Origin of the sequence: Paenibacillus sp. FSL K6-2441, from assembly GCF_037964765.1 — a bacterium.
In the GTDB taxonomy this organism is placed as follows: Bacteria; Bacillota; Bacilli; order Paenibacillales; family Paenibacillaceae; genus Fontibacillus; species Fontibacillus phoenicis.
The window spans coordinates 581793-606847 of record NZ_CP150174.1 but is presented as its reverse complement, the minus strand read 5'-3'; the positions used below and the strand labels follow the sequence as shown (position 1 = coordinate 606847).

Annotated in this window: 15 protein-coding genes; 4 read left to right on the top strand and 11 right to left on the bottom strand. The window is 52.8% G+C overall.

Features of this window, described 5'->3' with window-relative positions:
* Positions 1 to 80: 80 nt before the first annotated feature.
* The 4 genes from NSQ80_RS02500 to NSQ80_RS02485 form a co-directional block, all read right to left on the bottom strand.
* Positions 81 to 2156 carry a methyl-accepting chemotaxis protein gene (locus NSQ80_RS02500; RefSeq protein ID WP_339301229.1) on the bottom strand — a complete coding sequence of 692 codons (2076 nt, stop codon included), beginning with the start codon at positions 2154 to 2156 and terminating at the stop codon, positions 81 to 83.
* A gap of 89 nt (positions 2157 to 2245) precedes the next feature.
* Complete coding sequence (locus NSQ80_RS02495) at positions 2246 to 3091, bottom strand: sugar ABC transporter permease (protein WP_339301227.1); 846 nt, start codon at positions 3089 to 3091, stop codon at positions 2246 to 2248.
* Positions 3088 to 4392 carry a sugar ABC transporter permease gene (locus tag NSQ80_RS02490; RefSeq protein ID WP_009223936.1) on the bottom strand — a complete coding sequence of 435 codons (1305 nt, stop codon included), beginning with the start codon at positions 4390 to 4392 and terminating at the stop codon, positions 3088 to 3090. The genes NSQ80_RS02495 and NSQ80_RS02490 overlap by 4 nt, the downstream gene beginning before the upstream one ends.
* Before the next feature lie 97 nt (positions 4393 to 4489).
* A complete protein-coding gene (locus NSQ80_RS02485; RefSeq protein ID WP_260070497.1) occupies positions 4490 to 5812 on the bottom strand; it encodes a maltose ABC transporter substrate-binding protein in 1323 nt (440 codons plus the stop codon).
* 599 nt (positions 5813 to 6411) lie between these two features.
* Here NSQ80_RS02485 and NSQ80_RS02480 point away from each other — a divergent pair.
* The 4 genes from NSQ80_RS02480 to NSQ80_RS02465 all read left to right on the top strand — a co-directional run bounded on the left by NSQ80_RS02480 (position 6412) and on the right by NSQ80_RS02465 (position 12689).
* Positions 6412 to 8154, top strand: coding sequence for an alpha-glycosidase (locus NSQ80_RS02480; protein WP_323078855.1), 1743 nt, complete (start codon positions 6412 to 6414; stop codon positions 8152 to 8154).
* Between the two features lie 255 nt (positions 8155 to 8409).
* A complete protein-coding gene (locus tag NSQ80_RS02475; RefSeq protein ID WP_260070499.1) occupies positions 8410 to 9447 on the top strand; it encodes a LacI family DNA-binding transcriptional regulator in 1038 nt (345 codons plus the stop codon).
* A gap of 113 nt (positions 9448 to 9560) precedes the next feature.
* Positions 9561 to 10220: a beta-phosphoglucomutase gene (pgmB, locus tag NSQ80_RS02470; RefSeq protein WP_260070500.1), complete on the top strand. Its 660-nt coding sequence runs from the start codon at positions 9561 to 9563 to the stop codon at positions 10218 to 10220.
* Between the two features lie 144 nt (positions 10221 to 10364).
* Positions 10365 to 12689: a glycoside hydrolase family 65 protein gene (locus NSQ80_RS02465; RefSeq protein ID WP_260070501.1), complete on the top strand. Its 2325-nt coding sequence runs from the start codon at positions 10365 to 10367 to the stop codon at positions 12687 to 12689.
* A gap of 371 nt (positions 12690 to 13060) precedes the next feature.
* Here NSQ80_RS02465 and pulA read toward each other — a convergent pair whose 3' ends face one another.
* The 7 genes from pulA to NSQ80_RS02430 all read right to left on the bottom strand — a co-directional run bounded on the left by pulA (position 13061) and on the right by NSQ80_RS02430 (position 24987).
* The gene (gene pulA / locus NSQ80_RS02460) at positions 13061 to 15088 is read right to left on the bottom strand and encodes a type I pullulanase (RefSeq protein ID WP_260070502.1); all 2028 of its coding nucleotides are present in this window, start codon (positions 15086 to 15088) and stop codon (positions 13061 to 13063) included.
* Positions 15089 to 15542: 454 nt separating this feature from the next.
* Complete coding sequence (locus NSQ80_RS02455) at positions 15543 to 16367, bottom strand: carbohydrate ABC transporter permease (RefSeq protein WP_009223929.1); 825 nt, start codon at positions 16365 to 16367, stop codon at positions 15543 to 15545.
* 12 nt (positions 16368 to 16379) lie between these two features.
* On the bottom strand, positions 16380 to 17249 hold the full coding sequence (locus NSQ80_RS02450) for a sugar ABC transporter permease (protein WP_323078845.1): 870 nt from the start codon (positions 17247 to 17249) through the stop codon (positions 16380 to 16382).
* 64 nt (positions 17250 to 17313) lie between these two features.
* Complete coding sequence (locus NSQ80_RS02445) at positions 17314 to 18597, bottom strand: extracellular solute-binding protein (RefSeq protein ID WP_339301223.1); 1284 nt, start codon at positions 18595 to 18597, stop codon at positions 17314 to 17316.
* 12 nt (positions 18598 to 18609) lie between these two features.
* Positions 18610 to 20337 carry a glycoside hydrolase family 13 protein gene (locus NSQ80_RS02440; protein ID WP_260070506.1) on the bottom strand — a complete coding sequence of 576 codons (1728 nt, stop codon included), beginning with the start codon at positions 20335 to 20337 and terminating at the stop codon, positions 18610 to 18612.
* A gap of 34 nt (positions 20338 to 20371) precedes the next feature.
* Positions 20372 to 21364 carry a LacI family DNA-binding transcriptional regulator gene (locus NSQ80_RS02435; RefSeq protein WP_260070507.1) on the bottom strand — a complete coding sequence of 331 codons (993 nt, stop codon included), beginning with the start codon at positions 21362 to 21364 and terminating at the stop codon, positions 20372 to 20374.
* 155 nt (positions 21365 to 21519) lie between these two features.
* A complete protein-coding gene (locus NSQ80_RS02430) occupies positions 21520 to 24987 on the bottom strand; it encodes a DUF6359 domain-containing protein (protein ID WP_339301221.1) in 3468 nt (1155 codons plus the stop codon).
* Between the last annotated feature and the right edge of the window lie 68 nt (positions 24988 to 25055).

Below are 25055 nucleotides of genomic sequence, written 5' to 3'. Positions count from 1 at the left end.
CGTTAGTTTTCGAGGATCCCGCTGATCAGCGGATATAACGGCATTTGAGTCCGCTAGCGACACGAAAACACGACAGACAATTAATGACTCGCCGCGCCTTCACCCTGGAACGCGCTGAGCGAACGCTGCAGTTGCCCCGCCAGTTCCTCCAGACGAGCCGACAGTTCAACCAACTCGGCGCTGACCCGATGCTGCTCTTGAGACATAGAGGCTACCTCTTCGGTGGAGGCGCTGGTTTGCTCCACAACCGAGCTGACCGTGTCCACAAAATCCTGCAGGGTCGCTTGCGATTGCAACAGCTCCTGAACGGAGGCCGACGAGCTTCGGATCTCCGTCACGAACCGCTCCATCTCCCCTTTAACGTTCTGGAAGATGCCGGCTGCTTCTTTGACGGCCTCGGTTTGTGCCGCAAACAGCGGCGCAATTCCCGTCAACACCTCCACCGTTTGTCCTATTGCCTCCTGGATTTCCTCGGTGATCGCCGATACGGTTTGGATCGATTCCCCCGAAGCGGCTGCCAGCTCGCGGATCTCCCCGGCAATGACCATAAAACCTTTGCCGGCTGCCCCGGCACGGGACGCTTCGATCGAAGCATTTAACGACAAAATGTTCGTTTGCTTGGTCATCTCCACCATAGGGGCAAGGATCGAGCGGATCGATTGGGTGCTTCGGCTGAGCTTCGCCGAATTCTCCTCTAACCGCGCCGTCATCCGCGACACGGCTTCCGTCTTCTCCACCAGTTCCTCCATATGCGCTTCCCCATTGCGGCTGACCTCGATGACACGTCCGGCCGAATCGTCCATCGCTGCGTTCAGACGAGCCACCCGGCTCATTTGATTGCCAATCTGCTCCGCTGTCTCGGTGCCCTTGTCCGCCTCCACGGCCAAGCTTTCAGCTCCGGCGGCGATTTCTCCGGTCGCCTGCGCAATCTCGGCGGCGGTCTGCGACGTATCGCGCGATGCCTTCGTCAAATTCTCCGCCGTAGCCAGCAGCTCCACGGCGGAATCATTTGTCCGGTCCACCAGCCGTGAAATTTGCTCCAGCATCCGGTTGAAGCTGTGTCCCAGCCGACCGATCTCGTCATGCCCTTTAAAGTTGGTACGCACCTGCAAATTTCCGCGTTCGCCTTCCTCCATTAATCGGCACAGCTGCTCCAAGGGCCGGCCGACCATGCGCACCAGGAAATAGCCGATCAGAGCCGCAACGACCACGGCGCCCAGAAGCACGAACAACATGACGACAAGCAGCCGATCCGTCGCACTCAAAAAGTCGTTCTCCGGAGCATATCCAACAATCCGCCAGTCGACCGTTTTCAGCGGCCGGAACACGACCAGTTGCTGAACTCCTTGCTCGTCTGGCGCCTGGAACGAGCTTTCCCCCGATTCCGCCCGTTTGGCATCTACCTTAATTATGGATTCCGTCTCCAGGAGAGCGGAATCGTTCGCATGGACAATCCGGTTATCGGCGGTAAGTACCCGCACCTGACCGTTTTTCCCGATTTGCAAGTTGCCCAAAATATCCCCCAGCGCCTGCGCCTTAATCTCAAACAGCAGGATGTACTCAGCCTCCGGGTGATTGATATTCCTTAGCAAGCGGGCCATCGTGATCGTCGGCTCGGTATAAGCGTTAAAGAAGCCCTTCTGTAACGCCGGGAACCACACGGGCTCGCCGGTTGCTTCCAATACCTCCTTCACCCGGATTTCCACCGCCTCATCCGTACGCACCGAACTGACCCCTGAAGATTTGTACGACTTCACGTCTTCCAAGTCCTTAGAAACAAGACGCACTCCCTGAAGACGTTCATCGGCACTCTTCAACGCGTCAAGCTTCTTGCGGATCCGGTCCTCGGCTTGCGTCTTCACAACGGTTCCGATTCCCGGCTGGTTCACCGTCTCCAGATCGCTCCGCAGCGTCTGATCAACGGCCAATTGCCGCGACGTAGCCTCATATTGTTCGAACAGGAAGTCGAGCTTGTCCGCTGCCTGCTCCACCGCCTGAGTGGAGGCGGAAGCCACTTGCTCCCGGATGATCTCCCTGGACGCCCGGTAAGAGCTGAACCCCAGCACCACCGACAACACCACGACTGCCGCAAATACGATCACAAACATCTTTAGGCCCACGGAATTCCAGTGCCGCCCACCGCGAAGCTTCTTCATTTCCGCATCCCCTTTTGTTTTATGTATAAAAAGGGTATAGCCCCGCTTTGACTGAGGCTATACCCAGGTGTTGATCAACTCTAGCTGCATTATCCTTTGCTGGCGCCCGAAGTTAAGCCGTCAACAAGCAGCCGCTGCAGGAACATAAACAGGATCGTGATCGGAAGCGCGATCAGAACCGCCCCTGCGGCAAACAGCGTAAAGTTGCTGTTCTGATTGCTGCTGACCATATCCCACATCCCGACGGCCAGCGTCCAATTTTCCTTCGTCCGCAGGACGAGCCGGGCAAAGATGAAGTCAACCCAGGGACCGACAAATTGGGTTAACGCCATATATGTCAGCATCGGCTTGGACAACGGCAGAATGATGCGCCGGAAGATCAGGAAGTTGCTCGCTCCGTCGATCCGCGCCGCTTCATCCAGCGATCGCGGAATTGTATCGAGGAAGCCCTTGGCGATAAACGTACCGCCCAGCGGAGCCCCAGCCGCATATACGATGATCAGAGCCAAATGCGTATCCAGCAGCTGCATCTCCCGCAGCAGCAGATAGATGGCGATCATGCTCATGAATCCCGGGAACATCCCAAGCACGAGCAGGCCGGAAAGCGCCGTTTTGCGTCCGCGGAACCGGAACCGGGAGAGCGCATAGCTCGTAAGCAGCGTCAGCAGCACGCCCAGAATCATGGAGCAGACAGCAATTTTCAACGTATTCAGGTACCAGGTGCCAAACAGATAGGTTTTGGATGTAAATAGTTCGTGATAATGATCAAACGTAAATTTTTCCGGAATCAACGTTTTGCTGTAAAGCGATTTACCCGGCCGCAGCGAACCGAAGACGACCCAAAGCACAGGGTAGACGGCGGCAATGCACAGCAGGTTCAGCACAATGTAGCTGGCGCCCAGACGAATCGCGTTTCGTATTTTCCGTCTGCTCATTGGATCATATCCTCCTCTTTAAACGACTTGGTTCTGCGGTAGTTGTAAATCGAGAACGAAGCGATAATGATGAAAATGATGATCCCGATCGCAGAGGCCATGTTGTATTTGTTTTGGTTCAACGTCAGCTTGTACAGCCACGTTACCAGGAGGTCGGTCGCCCCGGCATACTGATAATCGCCCTTCACCGGATCGCCGCCCGTTAACAGGAAGATGGCGTTAAAGTTGTTGATGTTACCGGCAAATTGGGTAATCAGCGTTGGTGCGGTCGTGAACAGAATCATCGGCAGCGTGACGATCTTAAATTTCTGGAACCCGGTAGCTCCATCCACTTCCGCTGCTTCGTACAAATCCTTTGGAATCGTCGTCAGCACGCCCAGAATCAGCAGCATGGAGACCGGAATCCCCACCCACATGTTAACGACGATAACCGTCACTTTCGCCCAGAACGGGTCGGTTAACCACGGCAGCCCGCCCAGACCGAAATAACTAAGATATTGGTTGATTGGACCAAACTGACCGTTAAACATATTTCTCATGACAAGCAGCGAAATCAGCTGCGGAATAGCGTAAGGAAGAATTAAAATCGTTCTCCATAGCCCTTTGAAGCGAATGCCCTTTTGATTAATAAGTAAGGCGACAAGCATACCACCGAAATAAGTCGTTACCGTGGACAAAATCGCCCAGATAATCGTCCAGGTCAATACGCCGTAAAAGGTATGGCTCCAGGTTTTGAGTGCCACCAAATTTTTAAAGGTTTCGAAGCCAACCCAATCGACCAGCATGGCCGGCGGGATGTGCTTCGGCGCCGAATAGTTGGTGAACGCAAGCAGAATCATGAACAGAATCGGCATTACGGTAAAAAATAAAATCCCGAGGGCGGGAATGCTCAAAAATGCAACAGCGAACTTGTAATCCAGGATATAACGTACCGTTTGCTTAAAGTTATTCGGTGTCTTGCCTTTGTCCCGTTCGAGCCCGATGGCGCGAGCATCGCGGACGTTCATCACATAAACGATAATAAAAACCGCCACAAACAGCAGCGTAATCAAGCTTTGAATCATGATGAAGATCGAATGATCCCAGCTTCCGTTCATATTGGCTCCGGTTCTTGGCGTTTCACCAAGCGTAACGATTCCCCAGAGCGCAAACCCTAAGTTCCGGATCAAATAGATCACGCTAAATGCTTCAAAAAGGACGAACAACAACCCTTTGATATATTGTCGATTGTAGAGTTGTCCTAGGCCCATGCACAGTATCGACAAAAGCGTCGCCCGATCCCGATGTTGGTGTCGGTCCATTTCCCTTCCTTCTCCTCTCCCTTGGGAAATTAAGGATGACCCGCCGCTATCAGCGGCGGGCTCAACCTTCCCTCACTGGGTGACAGTTCGTTCTGCCTTACTCCGTTGCCCCTTGGTTCAAATCCCGAATTTGTGTCACGGCATTTTCCATCGCGGCTTTTGGATCTGCATTGTTGTTCCAGATTTCCGGAAGCGCAGCGTTAACAGGAGCCCAAACGTTAGCCATTTCCGGAATGGAAGGCATCGGCTGGGAGTTCTTCGCTTGCTCAGCAAAGACGGAAACGAAAGGATCGTTTTTGATTTGATCGGTTTCCAGCGCTTCCAGGTTCGTCGGTACGGCGCCGACTTTTTCGTTCAGCAGCAACTGAGCATCTTTCGTGGAAGCGAAATGAGCGAACAGTTTAGCTGCATTCGGGTATTTCGTAAAGGAGTTTACGACCCAAATTTTAATACCGGAGAAGGTGATCGCTGTTTTGCCGTTGACGGAAGGATATAGAGCAAGACCCAGGTTGTCGCCGAGAGCGGCTTTGTATCCTGCCAATTCCCAAGGACCGTTGATGTCCATTGCCACGTCGCCTTCGTTAAACAAGCTGCGTTTGATGTCCGGGTTGATGTCGCCGCTGTTGATCGGCAGAGCTTCTTTCAAGCTTTGGAACACTTTCAAGCTTTCGATCGCGCCATCGTTAGCCAAACCGATGTCGTCTGGGTTCGTACCGTTATCGCCGAACAAGTAACCGCCGGTGCTCGCAATAAACGGATAGTTGAAGTACATGTTGCCGACTTCCCACATGATGCCGTATTTGTTTTTGGATTTGTCGGTAAACGTTTTGCTGAATTCCAGAACGTCTTTAAAGTCTTTAGGCGGTTCCGGAACGAGCGATTTATTGTAATACAAAGCCATCGTTTCGGCAGCTCTTGGATAACCGTACAGAACGTCGTCATAGGTTGCACCTTGAATGGAGGCTTCTGTATTGTTCTTCGTCGTTTCTTCGGCGAATACATCGTTCGGCAGGATCAAGCCGGAAGTCGCTGCGTTCCCCAAGTGGTCATGAGGGACGATCAGCACGTCGGCCGCCAGACCGGACGGTCCGTCTTGCGTCAATTTCCCGATTTGGTCGGTTGGCGATACTTCTTCAATTTTTACAGGTACGCCGTATTTTTCGGTGAATTGCTTCGCGATTTCTTCAGTGAACACTTTCTCTTCTTTACTATCCCAAATGAGCAGCTCAGCGCCCTCTTCCGGAACGATCGCATCAGCGGAAGCGTTCTCCCCGGCACCGGTATTCCCCGTATTTTCAGTCTGATTCGCCGGAGCATTTGCACTTCCGTTGTTGCCGCCGTTGTTGCCCGATCCGCAAGCCGTGATCGAAACAACCAAGGACAGCGCCGCGATCAAGGTCAATGCCTTTTTGAACTTCATGACTATAACCCCTCCTATAATTATAAAGACGTGATGCGCAAACGTTTTCAGAAAATACTTGAAACTATTTTTCCTCCACGACTTCTTCCTGGGATAGTTTAGTATTTCCCGCCCGAAAGCGCTTTATCCATGAACTCATGATACATCATACCTATGAAGTTGTAAAAACGTTTGCACAGAGAATAAACGCGGGTTAATCATCCTCTTCCTCTGTTTTTCTTACGTTTTCTCTAATATTCGCACTTTTTATATATTCCCAACTTTGTTGTGCGCCAAGTGAACATTGCATATTTGCGCAAAATTTTCACGATTTATCAGCACAATCTACTATTTCATCGTTAGGTTATCATCTATCGTCTGCTTTCCCCTGAACATTACTTTCTCCCGTCTTGTGCAATGGTTTGAACAGTGTTATAATCCGGATCAATGAGAGCAATACTAGCTTTGCCGTTCGGTTACACAATTTGAAGGCACTGTTATCGAAAGGTACATCCTCGGCCCGTTTCTCCGGCTTGGATGTGCTTTTTTTGCTTCCAAAGCAAGTGGATACGGGGGCCTGGCGGACAAAGCTGTCCACAATCCACTAGGAGGGATTCATCATGTTACTTGAAGCGGTCTATCATCGCCCTAAGCTGAACTGGACTTATGCTTACGACCACAAAACGCTTCATCTGCGCTTGCGCGCCAAGAAGAACGATCTCACTGAGGTCTATGCCTTTGTGGGGGACAAATACATGTGGGATCAAAGTAAAGAACTGATTCCGATGACCCTGATGATCAGCGACGAGATGTTCGACTATTGGGAATGTACCTACCAACCGCCGCTGCGCCGAACGAGATACGGCTTTCTGCTGAAGTCCGGCGACGAGCAGATCTGGATGACGGAAAGCGAGTTTACGAAAGAGCGTCCATCTGGCCCTGAGCGGCTGTTCGAATTCCCGTTCATCAATCCGGTTGACGTCTTTACGCCGCCGGCATGGGTGAAGGATGCCATCTTCTATCAAATCTTCCCTGAACGCTTCGCCAACGGCGACCCAAGCAACGATCCGAAGGGCGTATTGCCTTGGGGCGGCAAACCGGAGCGCGATAACTTCTTTGGCGGGGATTTGCAAGGCGTCATTGATCACCTCGATCATTTAAGCGAGCTTGGCATTACGGGTATCTATTTTACCCCGTTGTTCGAAGCGACAACCAACCATAAATACGATACGGCCGACTATATGAAGATCGATCCGCATTTCGGCGATATCGCTACGGTCAAGAAGCTGGTTCAAGCCTGCCATGAGCGCGGGATCAAGGTGCTCTTCGACGCCGTATTTAACCACTCCGGCAGAACCTTCGCCCCTTTCGTTGACGTGATGGAGAAAGGCGAGAAATCCCGTTACAAAGACTGGTTCCATGTGCGCGAGTATCCGCTGCAAGTGAAGGACGGCGTGCCTAGTTACGATACGTTTGCTTTCGAGCCGCTGATGCCTAAGCTGAACACGGAAAATCCGGAAGTAAAAGAATACTTGCTGAAAGTCGCTGAATTCTGGATTAAGGAAGTGGGCATCGACGGCTGGCGGCTGGACGTTGCCAACGAAGTAGACCATGCCTTCTGGCGCGATTTCCGTAAAGTCGTGAAGGCGGCCAACCCGGATGCCTACATCTTGGGCGAAATCTGGCATGAGTCCTCGGCTTGGCTGCAAGGGGACCAATTTGATGCCGTGATGAACTATCCGTTCACCGAAGCGGTGCTGGACTTCGTCGTACGCGGCACGTTGGATGCCGAGGGCTTCGCGAATGCGATCGGCAAGCAGCTGTCCCGTTATCCGCTCCAAGCAAGCGAAGTGGCGTTTAATCTGCTGGACAGCCATGACACGCCGCGCTTGCTCACACTATGCGATGGCAACAAAGCCAAAATGAAGCTGGCCGCCCTGTTCCAATTTACGTACAGCGGAACGCCTTGCATTTACTATGGCGACGAAGTTGGTCTCGACGGCGGACCGGATCCGGATTGCCGCAAATGTATGGAGTGGGATCCTAAACGCCAGGATCGCGATTTGTTTGCGTTTTATCAGAAGCTGATCAAGGTTCGCAAGCAGCTGGCTCCGCTGCGCACCGGCAGCCTGAAATTCCTGCTCGCCGAGAAGGGCGGCTCGAAGCTGGCTTATGAACGCGTACTGAACGGGGAGAAAGTACTTGTCCTGCTCAACAACTACGATGCCGGACAGACCTTTACGATCCCTGCGGATGGGAAAATGTGGCGCGACACCTTCAGCGGGCAAACCTACAACACGGCGGACGGCAAACTTGCCGTTAAGCTACCAGCATACGGTTATGCAGTATTAACGCAAGCATAATCTACAAACTGCTTTTTATACCTGCGGTCGGCCCTAACTCGATGAGAAAATGGGCCGGCCGAATTCTTTTTTAAGAGTAAAACGTTTGCGCAAAAATCTCTTGATTTTCCTGCATTGAATGCCCATTTTCGATGAGAATATGAGGAGCTTTCAGCGGTGTTATACGGGGTTATCCCTAGATTCTCTATTTACTTTCAGATTTCTTTAGATTAATATTACAGTGTAAAGCAAACGGTTCCACAGAGGAGGTTTTTTATGGCTGTCACCATCAAGGATGTTGCCAAAAAGGCCGGAGTATCGCCCTCTACCGTGTCCCGGGTGCTGTCCAATCATCCCAGAATCAGCGAGGAAACCTCGCGTAAAGTAAAGCTCATTATGGACCAGCTTGGCTATCATCCCAACATTATGGCCAAGAGTCTGGTCTCCAAAACGACAAATAGCATTTGCATCCTGCTGCCAAAGTCCGCCGAGGAATTGTTCTCCAACTTCTTCTTCATGGAACTGATCCGCGGCATTGTGACCCAAGCCAGCCGCCTGGGTTATGACGTGCTGATCAGCTCCGGAGCCAATGAGAAAGAAGAAGTCGAAAGCGTCTCCAGACTGCTGAACGGACGCCGGGTGGACGGGGTCATCTTACTGTATTCCCGGCAGAACGATCCCGTGATCGAATTTCTCCATAAAGGCGGTCATCCCTTTGTACTCATCGGGCGCAGCGAGGAATATCCTGATATTTTAACGGTGGATAACGATAATATCCAGGCGTCGTACGACGCCACAAAGCATTTGATCGCGTTAGGACACGAACGGATCGGGTTCGTCAGCGGACCGCCGGAGCTCGTTGTTTCCAAAGACCGGTTGAAAGGCTATCAGGATGCGCTCAGAGATGCAGGCTTAGAGTGCCGGCCCGAATGGATTGTCGAAGGTGAGTTTTTGCAGGACAGCGGCTATCGGGCCATGTCGTTCTTCATGAATCTACCGAACCGTCCGACGGCCTTGGTCATGATCGATGACGTCGTAGCGTTTGGCGTGCTCCGCGGCCTGCATGAGCTGAAGTACAAGGTACCTGAAGACTTATGCCTGGTCAGCTTCAACAATATTCCGTTGTCCGAGCTTTCAACGCCGCCGCTGAGCAGCATGGATATCGGCATTTACAATCTGGGCTATACGGCTTCGCAAGTGCTGATCCAAGCGGTTCAGAACAACGGCGACAAGGTGTATCCGAAACGGCAAATTATTCCGCATCGGCTGATGGTTCGTGAGTCGTCCATGTATTCGGTTCCCAAGAAGCCTTGAGGCAACAGGTTGCATTAGACATTGGAGAAAAAATAAACGGAAGCTCACGCTTCCTTTATTTTTCACGCTTTGTTCAAACGTTTGCGCTAAATCCACCATAGAGGAGGTTCGTTATGAATCCCATTCAAGCTTGTTTATTTGATCTCGACGGCGTGCTCGTGGATACCGCGAAATACCACTATCTCGCCTGGAAACGGCTGGCCGCCGAGCTCGGCTTCGAATTTACCGAACAGGACAATGAGAAGCTGAAAGGCGTCAGCCGCATGGCCTCGCTCGACATCTTGCTTAGCGTGGGCGGCCTTCAACTGGAAGACAACGTCAAGCAGGAGCTGGCTGAACGCAAAAATAACTGGTATGTCGAGTACATCTCCCAAATGGACGCGTCGGAAATTCTGCCGGGAGCGCTGGAGTTCTTGCAGCAGTGCCGGGAAAACGGATTGAAGACCGCGTTAGGATCAGCGAGCAAGAACGCCCCGATCATTTTGCGGAATACCGGGCTTACCCCGTACTTTGACGCGATCATCGACGGCACTCGCACCTCCAGCGCCAAGCCCGATCCGGAAGTTTTCCTGCTTGGCGCTGCGGAGCTGGGCGTTGCCCCCGAAGCGTGCGTCGTGTTCGAGGATGCGGAGGCCGGAATTGAAGCGGCCCGCCGTGCGGGCATGCGCTGCATTGGCATCGGTTCGCCGGATACGCTGGGCAAGGCGGATCGGGTGGTCTCCTCGCTGGGCGACGTTTCGGTCGCCATGCTGCAGCAATTAGCCGCGAAATAAGCGCAGTCAACACTAGGGCCCTAGGGCAGCTTCGCAGGAAGCACAGCTCGCCTTGCTTTAATTTGTGCGGGCCGCGTGCGGCGAATACCTCTCGTTCTATTTTTGCATAATAATCTATTCGAAATGACTAAAGGAGCGGTTAGCGTGAAACAGTATTTGAAAGTGGATCCCTGGTCCATCCTGGAAGAATCGTTTGATCCGGCGAATCATGAAATTTCGGAAAGTATTTTTAGCATCGGCAACGGTTATATGGGCCAACGCGCGAATTTTGAGGAGCAGTACAGCGGCCCTTCCCTGCAAGGCAGCTACATGGCCGGCGTGTATTATCCGGACAAAACCCGGGTGGGCTGGTGGAAGAACGGCTATCCGGAGTATTTTGCCAAAGTGCTGAACAGCACCAACTGGATTGGCATTAACGTATTTGTGGACGGCGTAGCGCTGGATTTGGCCGAATGTCAGGTGAAGGATTTCGTCCGTGAGCTAAACATGAAGGAAGGTTACCTCTACCGCCGCTTTACCGCCGTGATGAAGGACGGCAAAGAGCTGGCTGTGGAAGCGCTGCGATTCGTCAGCATCGTACGTCATGAGATCGGGGCGATCCGCTACGCGGTAACGCCGCTCAACTTCAACGGAGAACTGCGTTTTGCGCCTTACCTGGACGGAGACGTGATGAATAAGGACTCCAACTATGAGGAGAAATTCTGGCTTGAGGTGGAAAAATCGGCCGGTACCGACGTCTCCTACTTAACCGTAAAGACGAAAAAGCTCGACTTCCACGTCACCTCGGTGATGGCGTTTGACGTGGAACAAGGCGGGAAACGCCTGGAGCTGGCCCCTGCGTTCCACGAGCAGGAGAAGTTCGTCTCCGCCGAAGTGGCCGTGGCAGCGGTCTCCGGTGAGACGGTAACGTTGTATAAGTATGTTGCCAATGTCACCTCCCGCGATCATGGGCTTGGCGAGTTGGTGAAAGCCGGCAAGGCCGCGCTGCACTCCGCGAAAGAGGCCGGTTTCGATGCCCTGAAGCGCGAGCAAGCTGAAGCCTGGGCGAAGAAATGGGAAATGAGCGACATCATCATCGAAGGCGACGTTGCGGCGCAGCAGGCGATTCGCTTTAATATTTTTCAATTAAACCAAACCTACAGCGGCGAGGACGACCGACTGAACATCGGGCCTAAAGGCTTCACCGGGGAAAAATACGGCGGCAGCACCTACTGGGATACGGAAGCCTATTGCTTGCCATTCTACCTCAGCACGGCGGAGTCGGATATCGCTCGCAATTTGCTGATTTACCGCTATAAGCATCTGGAGAAAGCGAAGGAGAACGCCCGCAAGCTTGGCTTCACCAAAGGCGCGCTCTATCCGATGGTGACGATGAACGGCGAGGAATGCCACAACGAGTGGGAAATCACGTTTGAAGAGATCCATCGGAACGGGGCGATCGCTTATGCGATTTATAACTACGTTAACTATACAGGGGATAAAGCATATTTGGGCGAGTATGGCCTGGAAGTGCTGGTGGAAATCTCCCGCTTCTGGGAAGAGCGCGTGAACTTCTCACAAGCCAAGGGCAAATACGTCATGCTCGGCGTAACCGGCCCTAACGAATACGAGAACAACGTCAACAACAACTGGTACACGAACCGGATTGCCGCCTGGACGCTCGAATACACGCTGGAAGTGCTGGCCGAGCTCAAAGTCCAAGATGCCGCGCACTATGCAGCGCTGGTGGAGAAGCTGGGGCTTCAGGAGTCGGAAACGAAGCAATGGCAGCACATCATCGACAACATGTACTATCCGTACGATGAGGAGCGCGGCGTGTTCTTGCAGCAGGACGGCTTCCTTGATAAAGAACTGATGCCGGTGAAGGAACTGGATCCGAAGCAGCTGCCGCTGAACCAGAACTGGTCGTGGGACCGGATTTTGCGCTCGTGCTTCATTAAGCAGGCGGATGTGTTGCAAGGCTTGTATTTCTTGAGCGACCGTTACGACCTGGATACGAAGAAACGTAACTTCGACTTCTACGAGCCGATGACCGTTCACGAGTCCTCCCTCTCCCCTTGCGTGCATGCGATTCTCGCCTGCGAGCTCGGGTATCAGGAGAAGGCTTACGAGATGTACCTGCGCACCGCGCGTCTGGACCTCGACAACTACAATAACGACACCGAAGACGGCTGCCATATCACCAGTATGGCCGGCACCTGGATGGCGATCGTGCAAGGCTTCGGCGGCCTGCGCGTCCGGGAGGGCGAGCTGGTGCTGCGGCCGTTCATCCCGTCGCACTGGACCTCGTTCTCGTTTAAGGTGATGTTCCGCGGCGCCCGGCTGAAAGTCAACGCAACCGCTGACAGCATCATCGTCTCGAACGAATCGGATACGCCAGCAGCGATCCGCATTTACGACCAAAGCTACACGGTCGATGCGAACAGCCAAGTGCAAGCGAAGCGCCTGGAGCCTTCGGCGCTGAGCTGAATTTATTGAACCAACCCCCATGGCTTTGCCGTGGGGGTTGGTTTTTGGGGGCGCCCGGCGTTGCGGGGGCCCCAGGGAATAATAACGGTAATAAGTTCCCTTATTTCCGGCGATTGAGCTTCATTTGAACAAATAGCGGTAAAAAATGGCCTTATTTCGGTCCGGCAGGAGCAAAAAGCCCCATTTGGGGGCTCCTGCGGGAGAATAAGGCCATCAAATACCGCTATTTTGTTCAAATGGGGCGGCTACGCGGAAATAAGGGTCAAAAATACCCTTATTTCCGCGTAGCCCGCTAGCGCCCGGCCGATCCTCACCCGGCCGCGGCGCTAAACCAAGGGCAACGGGGCTCACGCCCCTTGCCCTTGTCGCGGTTACCGCGGGACGGCGAGTACGACGACGCCGACCCCGCGCACCTCCAGCCGTGCCCCGCCGGCTGGAGGCCCCCCTGCTGCAGCGTGCGCCGCCGCTGCAGCCTCAGCGCTCGCGCCCGCTTCCAGCGCGAGCACGTGCTCGCCCCCGAACCGGACCTCCCACGGTCCGAGGGCGGGCAGCTCCAGCGACAACGCGCCCGGGTTCGCGTTGTAGAGCACGTACAGGTGGCGGTCTGGATCGCCACCCGCGTGGTCGCGCAGCGTAAACGCCACGGCGTGCGGCGGCGCTGCCTCAAAGCGCAAATGCGCGCGGATCTCGTCCGCCGTCTTCAGGCGGAACGCGGGATGCGCCTTGCGCAAGGCGATCAGGCTGCGCATATAGGACACGTCGTCCTGATGCGCAGCGCAGCGCTCCCAATCGAGCCAGTTGACCTCGATCGGCGATTTATAGCTGTTCTCCACGCCGCCCTTCGTGCGCATAAATTCCTGACCGGCGTGGAGGAACGGGATGCCCTGGCTCGTCAGCACGATCGCGGAGGCGAGCCGGTGCATCGCCCGGCGTTCGTCGTCCGAAACGCCCGGCGTGGACAGCTCGATTTTGTCCCATAACGTATGGTTATCATGGCACTCCACATAGTTCACCGATTGAACCGGTTCCACCGCAAACTGCCGGAGCTGGCCTCCGTCATAGTTAATTCCCCCGGCCACGCCGCGCTTCACCCCGTCCTCGAAGCCGTCGCCGGCGCTAATAAAGCCTTTGCGGTCAAAGATAAAAATATCCCCTTTTACCGAGTCCCTCAGCCCGTCGTTAAACATACCGATGCCCGGCAGCTTCCCGGCGTTGTCCTGGTTGGCCCGACGCTCCTTGGGAAGCACCGTCTCCATCATCCAGCCTTCGCCGATCGTCAGGATCGTCGGATCGATCTCGTCCAACCGCCGGCGGATTTCATTCATCGTTTCGATGTCGATCAGTCCCATCAAATCAAAGCGGAACCCGTCAATATGGTATTCCCGCACCCAGTGCAGGATCGACTCAATCATATATTTTCTCATCATCGGCCGTTCCGAAGCGCACTCATTGCCGCAAAATGCCCCGTCCGAGAACGTCCGATCCGACTTGTACCGCAAATAATAACCCGGCACGAGCTTGGTGAAATGAATCAGATACCCGTCATAAACGTGATTGTACACCACATCCATAATCACTCGAAGTCCGCGAGCGTGCAGCGTTTGGATGAGACGTTTCAGCTCAAGGATCCGTGCGGCTGGGTTATACGGGTCCGTCGAGTAAGAGCCTTCCGGCACATTATAATTCTGAGGATCGTACCCCCAGTTGTAATGGGGTTCATCCAGGCGGCTTTCATCCACGCTTTCCTGCGAGTAATCAAAGATCGGCAGCAGTTGCACATGCGTCACGCCAAGTCCGGCAATATGGTCGAGCCCCGTTGGAATGCCGTTCGGCCCGCGAGTACCTTCCTCGGTTAAGCCGAGGAACTTCCCCTTTTCGCGGATGCCGCTTCTCGGGTGAATCGACAGATCTCGAACATGCAGCTCATAAATCACCGCATCCGTCGGCGAAGCCAGCGGAGGCTTCTGATCGTTCTCCCATCCTTCCGGATTGGTGCTGCGCAGGTCAAGGATCGCCGCTTTTTTCCCGTTCACGCCCACCGCTTTCGCGTAAGGATCAACTGCCTCGTTCCACTGCTCCCCAACCTTCACACGATACGTGTAGAATAACCCCCCGCAATCTTCCGGTACCGTTAAGGTCCACGTTCCTTGCACATCCCGCTTCATGGGCAGCTCATTTACCGGCGTCCCGTCCTCGGTTTCGTACAGAATGACTTTGGCTTCGGAGGCGGTGGGGGCCCACAAGCGAAAACGAGTTTGTTCCGGGGTATACACCGCTCCTAAATCATCACCATCGTATACATACAGCTCGTCAAACTTCGCGTCAAATACCGAGATTCCCCCGGTGACCGCCACATCTCCGTAATCGATGGTGCCGTGGAATTCTTTTTGTACTGACAACGTCCTCACTCCAATCCCGTCAAATTCGGCAGCACGTCTTCCGTATAGGTCCGAGGAATTTCCCCAAGCTCTAGGTAAGGGTTAAGTCACTGTGCCCGGTGCAGACAATTCCCGTCAACAATGTTGTCCATGCGCCAAATCCCCGCACCTTCTATGCTCATTCATCATATGGTCGCTTTTCCCCGAAACGTTCCGCAAGCTGGTGGCAGGAACCTGTAATCATCTTCCCCATCAGGTGGTTTCAAATATTCATAGACAACGTGCGCCCTGTTGGTTCTCATTAGCCAATGCTTCTCTTTCCGTTCTCTGAAAAAAACATCTGCGTCCAATGTAGAACCTTTTTTGCGCCCTAACGTAAACGTTTACTTTCCTGTATGTGCTGGATTATATCACCGGTGCTAAGACTTGGTCAATCGTTTGCACAAAAGGTGGAATTACACTTGCGGTCGCTTGGTTACCCCTTTACCGCTCCGGCCGTAATGCCAGCGATAAAGTACCGCTGCAGCAGCAGAAACAGTAAGATAATCGGGACAACAGCGATCAACGAACCTGCGAACACGATGCCCCATTGCGTCGTATATTGCCCTTGGAAATTGGCCAGGGCAATCGGTAACGTTCTTTTCAGTGGATCATTGATGATGGTTAGTGCCCAGGGGAACTCTTCCCACACGGTCAGCGCGTTAAAGATCGTGGCTGGAACAAATGCCGGCTTGGAGAGAGGCAAAATGATGGAAGCGAATAACGTCCAGGCGCCGCCCCCTTCCATCTCCACCGACTCATCAATGTCACGGGTTATGGAATCGAAAAAGCCTTTAAGCAAGAAAGTTGTAAACGGAATGGCACCTGCGGCGTAGACAACGATAAGCCCCCACCGTGAATCGAATAAACCCAACTGACGAATCAGGACAAACTGGGGAATCAGCAACGTCAAACTTGGGATGACCAAGCCTCCCATAATAATTGCAAAGCTTAGGCTTTTTCCCTTAAAGTCAAACCGCGAGTAGGCAAAGGCTAACATGGAAGACAGCAGAAAGATAAGCGCAAAGCTAGCCAAGGTCACCAGCAAGCTATTCAACAAATATAACGCGAAATTTTGACTTCCCCACGCTTCTCTAAAATTGGACCAGGTCATTTCCGAAGGCAAAAAGCGAGGCGGAAACTCAAATAACAGCGTCATGGGTTTGAGAGCGGTTAGCAGCATATACACTAAAGGGTAAATGGATATCAGTCCGCCCGCGACAAGCAGGGCGTAGATGCAAAATGTTTTCAGCGAGCGCATATGGTTCGCCCCCTATTCCTGCTTGTTCAGACGGAACTGCACAGCCGTTAATCCAGCAATGATCACCGCAAAGACATAGGATAACGCCGATGCGTAACCCAGATCATATTCGGAGAACGCCTTCTGATACATTCTCGTCAACATCACTTCGGTCTGATGCAACGGTCCGCCATTGGTAATGAGGTACACGGATGTAAACACATTAAACGCACCGATAATTAACATCATTTGGATAAAAAACGTCGTGTTTCGAATCGATGGCAGCGTGATATAACGGATCTGGTTCCACGCATTGCAGCCGTCTAAAGAAGCCGCTTCATATTGATCTTTGGGTACCCCTTGCAGCGCGGCCATGTAGATAACCATCGCCCAGCCAACCCCTTTCCAGATCCCAAGGGCTCCGATCACGATCAAGGCTTTTCCCGGTTCACTTAACCAACTGATCGTCCGGTCCGTCAGATGAAGGATATCCGTAATGGCATAATTCAAAAAGCCCTGATCGGCAAAAACGTATTTAAATATTAACGAGGCAACGACCCAAGACGTAATGACCGGCAAGAAGTAAAGCACCCGAAACGTCTTGGTACCGGGGCGATTCTGATAAAGTGCATAGGCGACCAGAAAACCCAAAATCATTTGGCCGGGTACAGAAATGATCCCGTAGATAAAAATATTTCGTATCGAAATCCAGAACACTTCATCCCCGAACACATGCTTATAGTTATCCCATCCCACAAATTCAAGATGATTTATGTTCGTGAGCCGAAAATCATAAAAGCTGTAGATCAAATTCCGGATCAACGGGTAGAGAATAAATAAGGCAAAAAATAAAAATCCGGGCAAAAAGAACAAGTATCCGGCTGCTCCGTTTTTTTTGCGCATGTCATGTTGACTCCTTCGTAAAAGGGAGCGCCTCCCGTACGGAAAACGCTCTCCTGATAATGGACTACTCCTTCAACAAAGCATCGATGGCACGGACTGCCGCATCCAGCTCCGTTTTTACATCCGCATCCGTCATGAAAATTTTACTCATCGCATCATTAATCACGCCGTCGATTTGCGGCCAAGCACTAACCGGCGGGCGAGCTTTAGCCGTCTTCAACTGTTCAAGAAACGGTGGATAATAATCGATCGCCTTGACATCGGCATTCTCCATTGAGGCGAGGTTAACCGGAATTTGTCCGATCTTGCCCATCTCGATCTGAGCCTCTTCCGACACCATGAACTTCACGAATTTCCAGGATTCCTCCTGCTTGTCTTTACTAAAGATCCCGATATCCTCTCCGCCCAACACCTGAATGGAGCCCGCCGATCCCGCCGGAAAAGAAGCCATTTCGACGTCGAAATCAGGGAATTGCGATTGGAACTGAGCCACCGCCCACGGGCCTTCCGCCATCATGGCATAGCTTCCGCTCGCATGACCTTCCGTAACCGCTACATCTCCCGGCTTAAATCCGGAAATTTGACCGGCGTTGTAGGCGTCTTTAAGTTTCGTCAAAATTTCTACCGAAGCTGGGCTATTCAAATAACCGTCAGCCGTTGTGAAGTCAGGCGAGAGTACATCCCCACCGTTGCTCCAAATCCACGGTAAGACGTTCCAGCCTTGAAGGGCCGGTTCACCGAATCCCCAGCTTTTTTCATACTTACTTTTGATTTTACCCAAAGCCTCAAAAAACTGTTCCGTGGTTTCAGGCGCTTGCTCTACACCGCTTTGCGACAGCATCTCCTTGTTCCAGAACAACACCTTGGTATTCGTATTGAGAGGAAGTCCGTAATAGTGATCGCCTACCTTCGCTGTAGACAGCGGGCCTTCCAGCAAGCTGCCGGCAACCTCGTCAAAATCTTCAAATTCGTCTAACTGTTGCAGCAACCCGCTTTTCTGGAACTCCGGCACCCAGATAATGTCCAGCCGGGCTACGTCCGGCAAATCGCCAGCGCTGCCGCTGATCTGCAGCTTCTTATGCAGGTCTTCCCAAGTAAAGGCAACAGGGTTAACTTTAATCCCGGGATTCTCCTCCTCAAATTTCGGAATAAGCACCTCTTTTAACGTCTTCTCTTCCGGAGATGCAGTACTGTAGTGGTGCCAGAACGTTATAGTGACCTCCTTGCCCGGCTTCGCATCCGAGCTTGTCCCGTTCGCCGTCTCTTGCTTCCCCTTGGAACCGCAGCCCGCCAAAACCAGGGTCACGGCGAGTAAAATCGGCAATAACTTGCTCCATTTATTTATCATAGATTGATCTCCTTAATTCTGTTTTTGGAAAAGAATCGTATCTCCGGGACCGATGAATTCAGGCAAGTTCCCGGTATCCTGCGAATGATCCATTGTATAAGCGCCAATCAAGTCAAACTGCTTCATCACGACGTCCAAAGCTTGCCGGTCCTGCGAAAAATTGATTAAAAGCACCGCTTCTTTGGTTTCGGTGTAGCGCCGAATGACGTAACACTCCGAGTCTTCCCGGTATCTAAGCTCCGTGTTGCCGTGCTGCAGTACCGGATCGGTTGTTTTACGCCGAATCCAGGTGCGGAACTCTCTTAACAACTGCGGTTCGGCCTCGACGAGCTGCCAAGGCATGCTCCCGCGGCAGCCTGGGTCATTCTCCCCGGTCATTCCCAGTTCGTCCCCGTAATAAACGGTAGGATTCCCCGGCAGGAAGAATTGAAGGGCCAACAGTTGCTGTAGTTTGCTTTCATCCTTCCCGCAACGCGTCAAGATTCGTTCCGTGTCATGGCTTCCTAGCAGGTTAAACATTTGATTTAGTTCAGCCAAGGAATAACGATGGAGTAAACTCACAAGTCTGGAATGGAACTCCGCAAGCAGGATGGAACGATCCAGACAGTAATCGAACAGAATCGTTCGCAGCTCATAGTTCATCACGCTGTCCACGCCGCCAGACGCCATCAGGCGCTTGGCATCATCCCAGATTTCTGCAATAATGATAGCGTTAGGATTTAATTTCTTGACACAGGATTTCAGCTCCCGCAAAAAGCTGATTTCCACCTCATCTGCGACATCGATTCTCCAGCCGTCGATGCCCGTCTCCTTCTGCCAAAAGGAAACGATATCGTATACGTACTGCTGAACTTCGGGATTCGATGTCCGCAGCTTAGGCATCCATTGATAATAACCTACAGAATCGTAACCGTCTTCGCTTCGGTGAACCGGGTACCGGTTAATATAGAACCAATCTTTATATACCGAAGCTTCTCCTTTTTTCACGACGTCCTGAAAATATGGATGATAGAACCCGCAATGATTGATTACCAGGTCGAGAATCACCTTGATATCGCGTTCGTGGCATTTTTGGACAAGCTCTTGCAGATCTTGTACCGTCCCGAATTGCGGATCGATTTGAAAGTAATCCACGGTGTCATATTTGTGGTTCGACGTAGCCGCAAATATCGGATTTAAGTACAGCGCATTAATGCCAAGCCCGCTCAGGTAATCCAATTGCTTGATGATTCCTTGAAGATCACCTCCCATATAATTGTCCCGCGTTGGCACGCTCCCCCAAGGTTCCACAGATTCCGGATCATTCTCGGGATCACCGTTACAGAAACGTTCAGGGAAGATTTGATACCATACACGGTTCCCAATCCATTCCGGAGAGTTCACCATGTCGCGATCTCCCGCATAGGCATACGAATAGCTGCCTCTGGTTCCTTCCGTCTTACATAATCCCTCAGCACCCAGCCAGTAGGATTCCCCCTTTGCAGCAAACTCGAATTTATATTGAAGGTACCGAATGCGAGATTCCATACCCGTCAATATCGTGCGATAGTACTTAAATTCCCCCGATTCCGCCCATAACGTCATCGCTTGCTTCCGAATACCATACTCCGGCTTATATTTATTCCAATAGTTTAGCGTGACTTGATTCGCATCAGCAGGGAGCTTTAGGCGAACTTCCAATTCATTCAGAGAAATTAGGGTAGCATCTACTACCGGATCGTGATACAAATATTGGGTCATCAACTTATTACCTCATTATGTTTAGTTTGTTCGATCATTTACCGATTTGCGTTGGAATCGAGATAAACGGCGGTACCCCCGATTCTTTATTCATCCGCGAAAACAGCATTTGCGCCGCTTGCTTCCCCATCATTTCCAGATCGATTTCTACGAAATGCACCGGGTATTTCAAGTATTTGGACATCGGAAAGCTGTCAAATGTAGCTAAAGCCAGCTCGGCCAAGAGAGGATTACCGTTCTCCCAGTCCAAGATTTCGAAAAGCTGTTCATGCGTACAGCAGATCAGAGCATCGGGCCGTTGCGCTTCCGATCCAGAGCGAGGGGAATCGTAAAGCTTTTTCAAAAAATCGGCATGCTCGATCACTTGAGGTTCCAAGTGGTGTTGACGCATCGCTTCATGGTAGCCGTTCAGGCGATCACCCAGAAATTTGTCCCTCTTGGCGGCTGATCCGCCGGCATAAATCATGATGTTGCGACAGCCCAAATCGATTAGATGCTCGGTCAGAATCCGACCAGCCTGAACGTTATCGATATCTACCCAAGGTGCGTCCGCTTGCTTCAGCGTATTTTCGCCGGATACGACAAACGGCATGTCATGTTTGGTTAGCAATTCATAATTCCGCTCATTAAGCAGCGTATTGGGGATAATGACACCGTCAACCCGGCGCTCAACCACCACCCGCTCGAATGTTGATCTGCCGTTCTTCCCATCATGATCGCTCATCATCAGAAACATGTGATCGTGATTGTATACGACCTCTTCAATCCCTTGAAGGACTTTGTAAAAATACGGGTTAGCATAGGCCTGTTTATTGGTGTAATCAAAACAAAAGCCGACCGTAAACGTCTTCTTCGTCGCCAATCCGCGCGCAATGGAGTTGGGGACATAGTTATACTGCTTCATGATGTCTTCGACTTTCTTCCGAGTTTTCTCGGAAATGTTCCGATTCCCGTTGATCACCCGGGATACGGTCGCCTTGTTAACACCCGCCAAAATCGCAATTTCTTGAATAGTTATCTTAGACACGATTGATCTCTCCTTAATCTGCAACCGGTTGCATAACTCATTATACAAAACGCTTTCATTCTTGGCAAGCCTGGTTTTTTTAACGAACGAAGGCAAAAAAGCCGCTCAGGCATCTACTCTATCCTGAGCGACTTTTCTATTCCAAGATCTACAAGCTAAGCCGCCACTCCCCCGATATACTCCAAATCCTCCAGCATCAGATTCGCGAAGCTCTGCTTCATGGTTAATCCGCTTTGGACGCTGATCGTGATCTTCAGCGCCTTGAGCCTGATATCGCGCTCCAATGGAGTTTTGGCCTTTTGCAGCGAGGCGATTTGGGCTTGCAGGCTGGTGGCCGTGCCATTCGTTAAGAAATAGCCGTGATGTTTGCCCATGTCCACCAGCTCATCTAAGTGCGCAATGTCGATGGTCACTTGGAACGTAAATTCCACCGACGTGGTATGTCCCGCTGCATCCGTTGCTTGCACCGTCAGTTTATGAGTACCAACCGATAGCGAGAACGGAACGATTTCCGCAACCCCTGTGATGGTTCGTCCGTCAAGCCGGTAAGCCGTTGATTTTGGCCCGCTGACCGCGTCATTTACATCAACGTGAAAAGGAACACTCGAAGCAACCTGCAGCACTTGCTGATCCCCGGTGAACGTCACTTCTGGCGCCAGGCGATCTACGTTAATGTACAGCGTCTTCGGCGCTTCCTCGTTACCTGCCCGATCCACGGAGCGGTATTCGATCGTATACTTCCCGTCGTTTGACAGTGTAAAAGGCTCAGCATACTGAATCCACTCCCCGCCGTTCACCCGATACTCAGTCCGTTCCAAACCGCTGCCGCCTTGATCCTCTGCGTACAAAGCTACCGTGACTTCCATCGGATTATAAACGTCCGCCCCCTCAACCCCGGCGACATCGCGCTCCGTCACCGGAGCCGTTAAATCCGCCTCGGTCGTGCTTGGTACGACATGAGCCAAGGCAAGCGGCTTCAGCTGGTAGGTCCCTCGGTATACCGAGGCGATACCGCTGATATTCACGCGGGTACCTTCAGGGTACAGCGCCAAAAAGGAATCCATCGTCACTCCGGTTCTACCATCAAACCGTACTCGGGTTGAACTGCCGTCTTCGCGGACGGCATTAAATTCAAGAGAACCCGCCGGAGTCGCAGCAACGACATCCTGCACCACTACGTTGGTCAAGGTGATCATCTGTCCTTGATTCGCCTCCGTCACCGCATCCTGAACCTGCGGCTGCGGCAGCGAAGCTGTCCCCAGATTCTCGATCAGCACCGGATTCTCCAGCTCAACTTCCCCGTTGTACAACGTACGGGTTGCGCTGATACGGATAAGGTCACCGGCATGATAACCCGCTGCTGTTTGGAAGACGTAAACGCCTCCCGTTTCATCCTGCAAATAGAAGCCTTGACCGCCAAACACACCCGGTTCGGAAGTAATCACTCCCTGAACCGTGACGACCGTCCCTTCCGCCGCCTCACGTGCTGCGGCAATTGTGCCCAGCTCCGGCACCGTCGGATGATCGCCTGGCAACGGCTCGGCATCCACATTCGCGATCTCGACCTGCTTCGTGAGTTCATTCGCGCTGCCTTTTTTCAAACGTAAGTTAGCGCTTGAGGCCGTTACCCCCGGCTTCAGTTGCACGGTCAAATCCTTGGATGCATGCCCCAGGGCATCGCCCGTCAACGAAAACGCCGGGCTGTAATTGTAATCCGACCAGCTGCCGTCCGCATTCTTGAACCGGGCGATCTGTTCACCGCCGGCCAAATAGATGCCTACCCGCAAATCGGACACCGTCTGTCCCGGCGTTAAGCCGTCTGCGGTCACGCGGATTTGGAATTCCTGCTGGCTTGGCAGCTGTGCTTGATGGACGAAGGCAAACGTTGGCTCCGTTTCCGGTGCTTGCGACGAGCCGTACGAACCCGGCTTAAACGTAGCCGGATCATACCATTTATATCCGGGGGCCGGCTGCGCCCACGGCTCTGGCTGCGGTTCGGTGGTGGCGGCCGGCTCCTCATCTGCGTCCAGCGCAGTTGGCGTATCCAGCACCAGTCCCGGCACCTGATCAAAAGAGGTGTAGCTCTCGTCATGCGCCAGCCATTTCACCGTTTGCACCAGGAACAAGCCGTCGTCCACTTCCTTGAAGCCGTCATAGGTCGTTTTCTTTTGGCCGTTTTCTTCCCGTACATACTTCGGGGTTGCGTCTTCAACCGGCGAAGAGTCACCGATAAAAGCGGCTTTACCGAGACCCAGCTTGGCGATCGCCGCATAAGGGCCTTCCGCCCGACCGCCGCCATTATAGACGCCTTCGTCAACGGCATTGCCCCATGCCGGAACGCCAGTCGGGACATAGACAAGCCCTTTGGCTTTGTTCGGATCGAGAATCGCTACAGTTGACCCGGCATGCATGGCGACAGCTTCCACTCCCGCCGTGATGCCAAAAGATTGCGACGGGCTGACGATATCCGTTGCATTGACGTCGCCCAAGGCGTTATAGCGGAAGCGAACGCCAAAGTTGTCAGCTAACCAGTCGGAGCTGCTCACCCCATGCATCGCTGGAGAATTGGCCTCTTCAGCCGTCATCCCTTTGGCTGGATTTTCGTATGCCCCGCGGCGATAGCCGTTAAATACCTCTGAGGCGTCCCAGCGGTTCTTGTTACGGTCAGCATTATAATGGTCGGAGATGAAAAATACGGCGCCGCCATTTTCCACGTACTGCGCCAAAGCCTCCTGCTCAGCCTCCTTAAACGGAATGTTCGCTTCAGGAATCACAAAGACGTCATAAGGCTCTAATGCCTCGTAGGTAATGGCCGTTTCCCCAAACGTATACGGCATCGGGCGTTCCAGCGACTCTACCGTAAAACCGGCCGCCCGCAGCCCATCGGCAAAGTCGGAAAACCCGCCATCGATAACCCAATCCGCTGCGCCGGCGGTTTGGCCGTGGGCGTTGTCAAACAGCACCTTTTTGCCGGTGCCGTCCGGAAGCTGCGGGATGTCGCCCGGATCCGGATCTTGACCAGGGTCCTCACCGGGATCCTCGCCAGGCTCTTCTCCAGGATCTTCACCCGGATCTCCCGGCTGGTCCCATAATGAAATCGCGGTTACGCTTTTTAATCCAGCAAAATTGTTGTACGCCGCCAGCGACCCCGATACGATCACCGACTTCCCGATCAAATCCGGGTTGCTTTGCAGGCCGAACTCGGCTCTGAAGCCGGAAGGAATCTGTACGTCGATGAGCTTCGTTTTGTCCTGTTCCCCGGCCGTATCGGCAATCAGGAAGTTAAAATCGTTGCCGAAGGGCGCTTCAAAATCCGCAGTAAGCGATCCCGTCGCATGGCCCACAATGATGCCGTCCACTTCCACTGCTTCGCCGCTGTTCCCCTTGGCGATCGCTTCAGCGACGCTGAGCGGAGCGGCAGCGATCTGCAGCAAGGCCTCTCCGCTGTTCGATACTGCGTTAAGCTGCGCGCCTGCCCCGGCCCGCGATACATCGACCGTTAAATCGGCAGGCTGGGCTGCCGCCTGTGGTGCCCATCCCGGCAGACCGGTTACGACCAATGCGCCGGCTAATAAGAAACCTAACCATTTCTTGCGCCAAGCGTTCGCCTTGCCCTTACTCATAAATCATCGATTCCTCCCCATGCGCTTGATTTTTATTGGACTACCTCCTCATCATACTTATTTTAAAA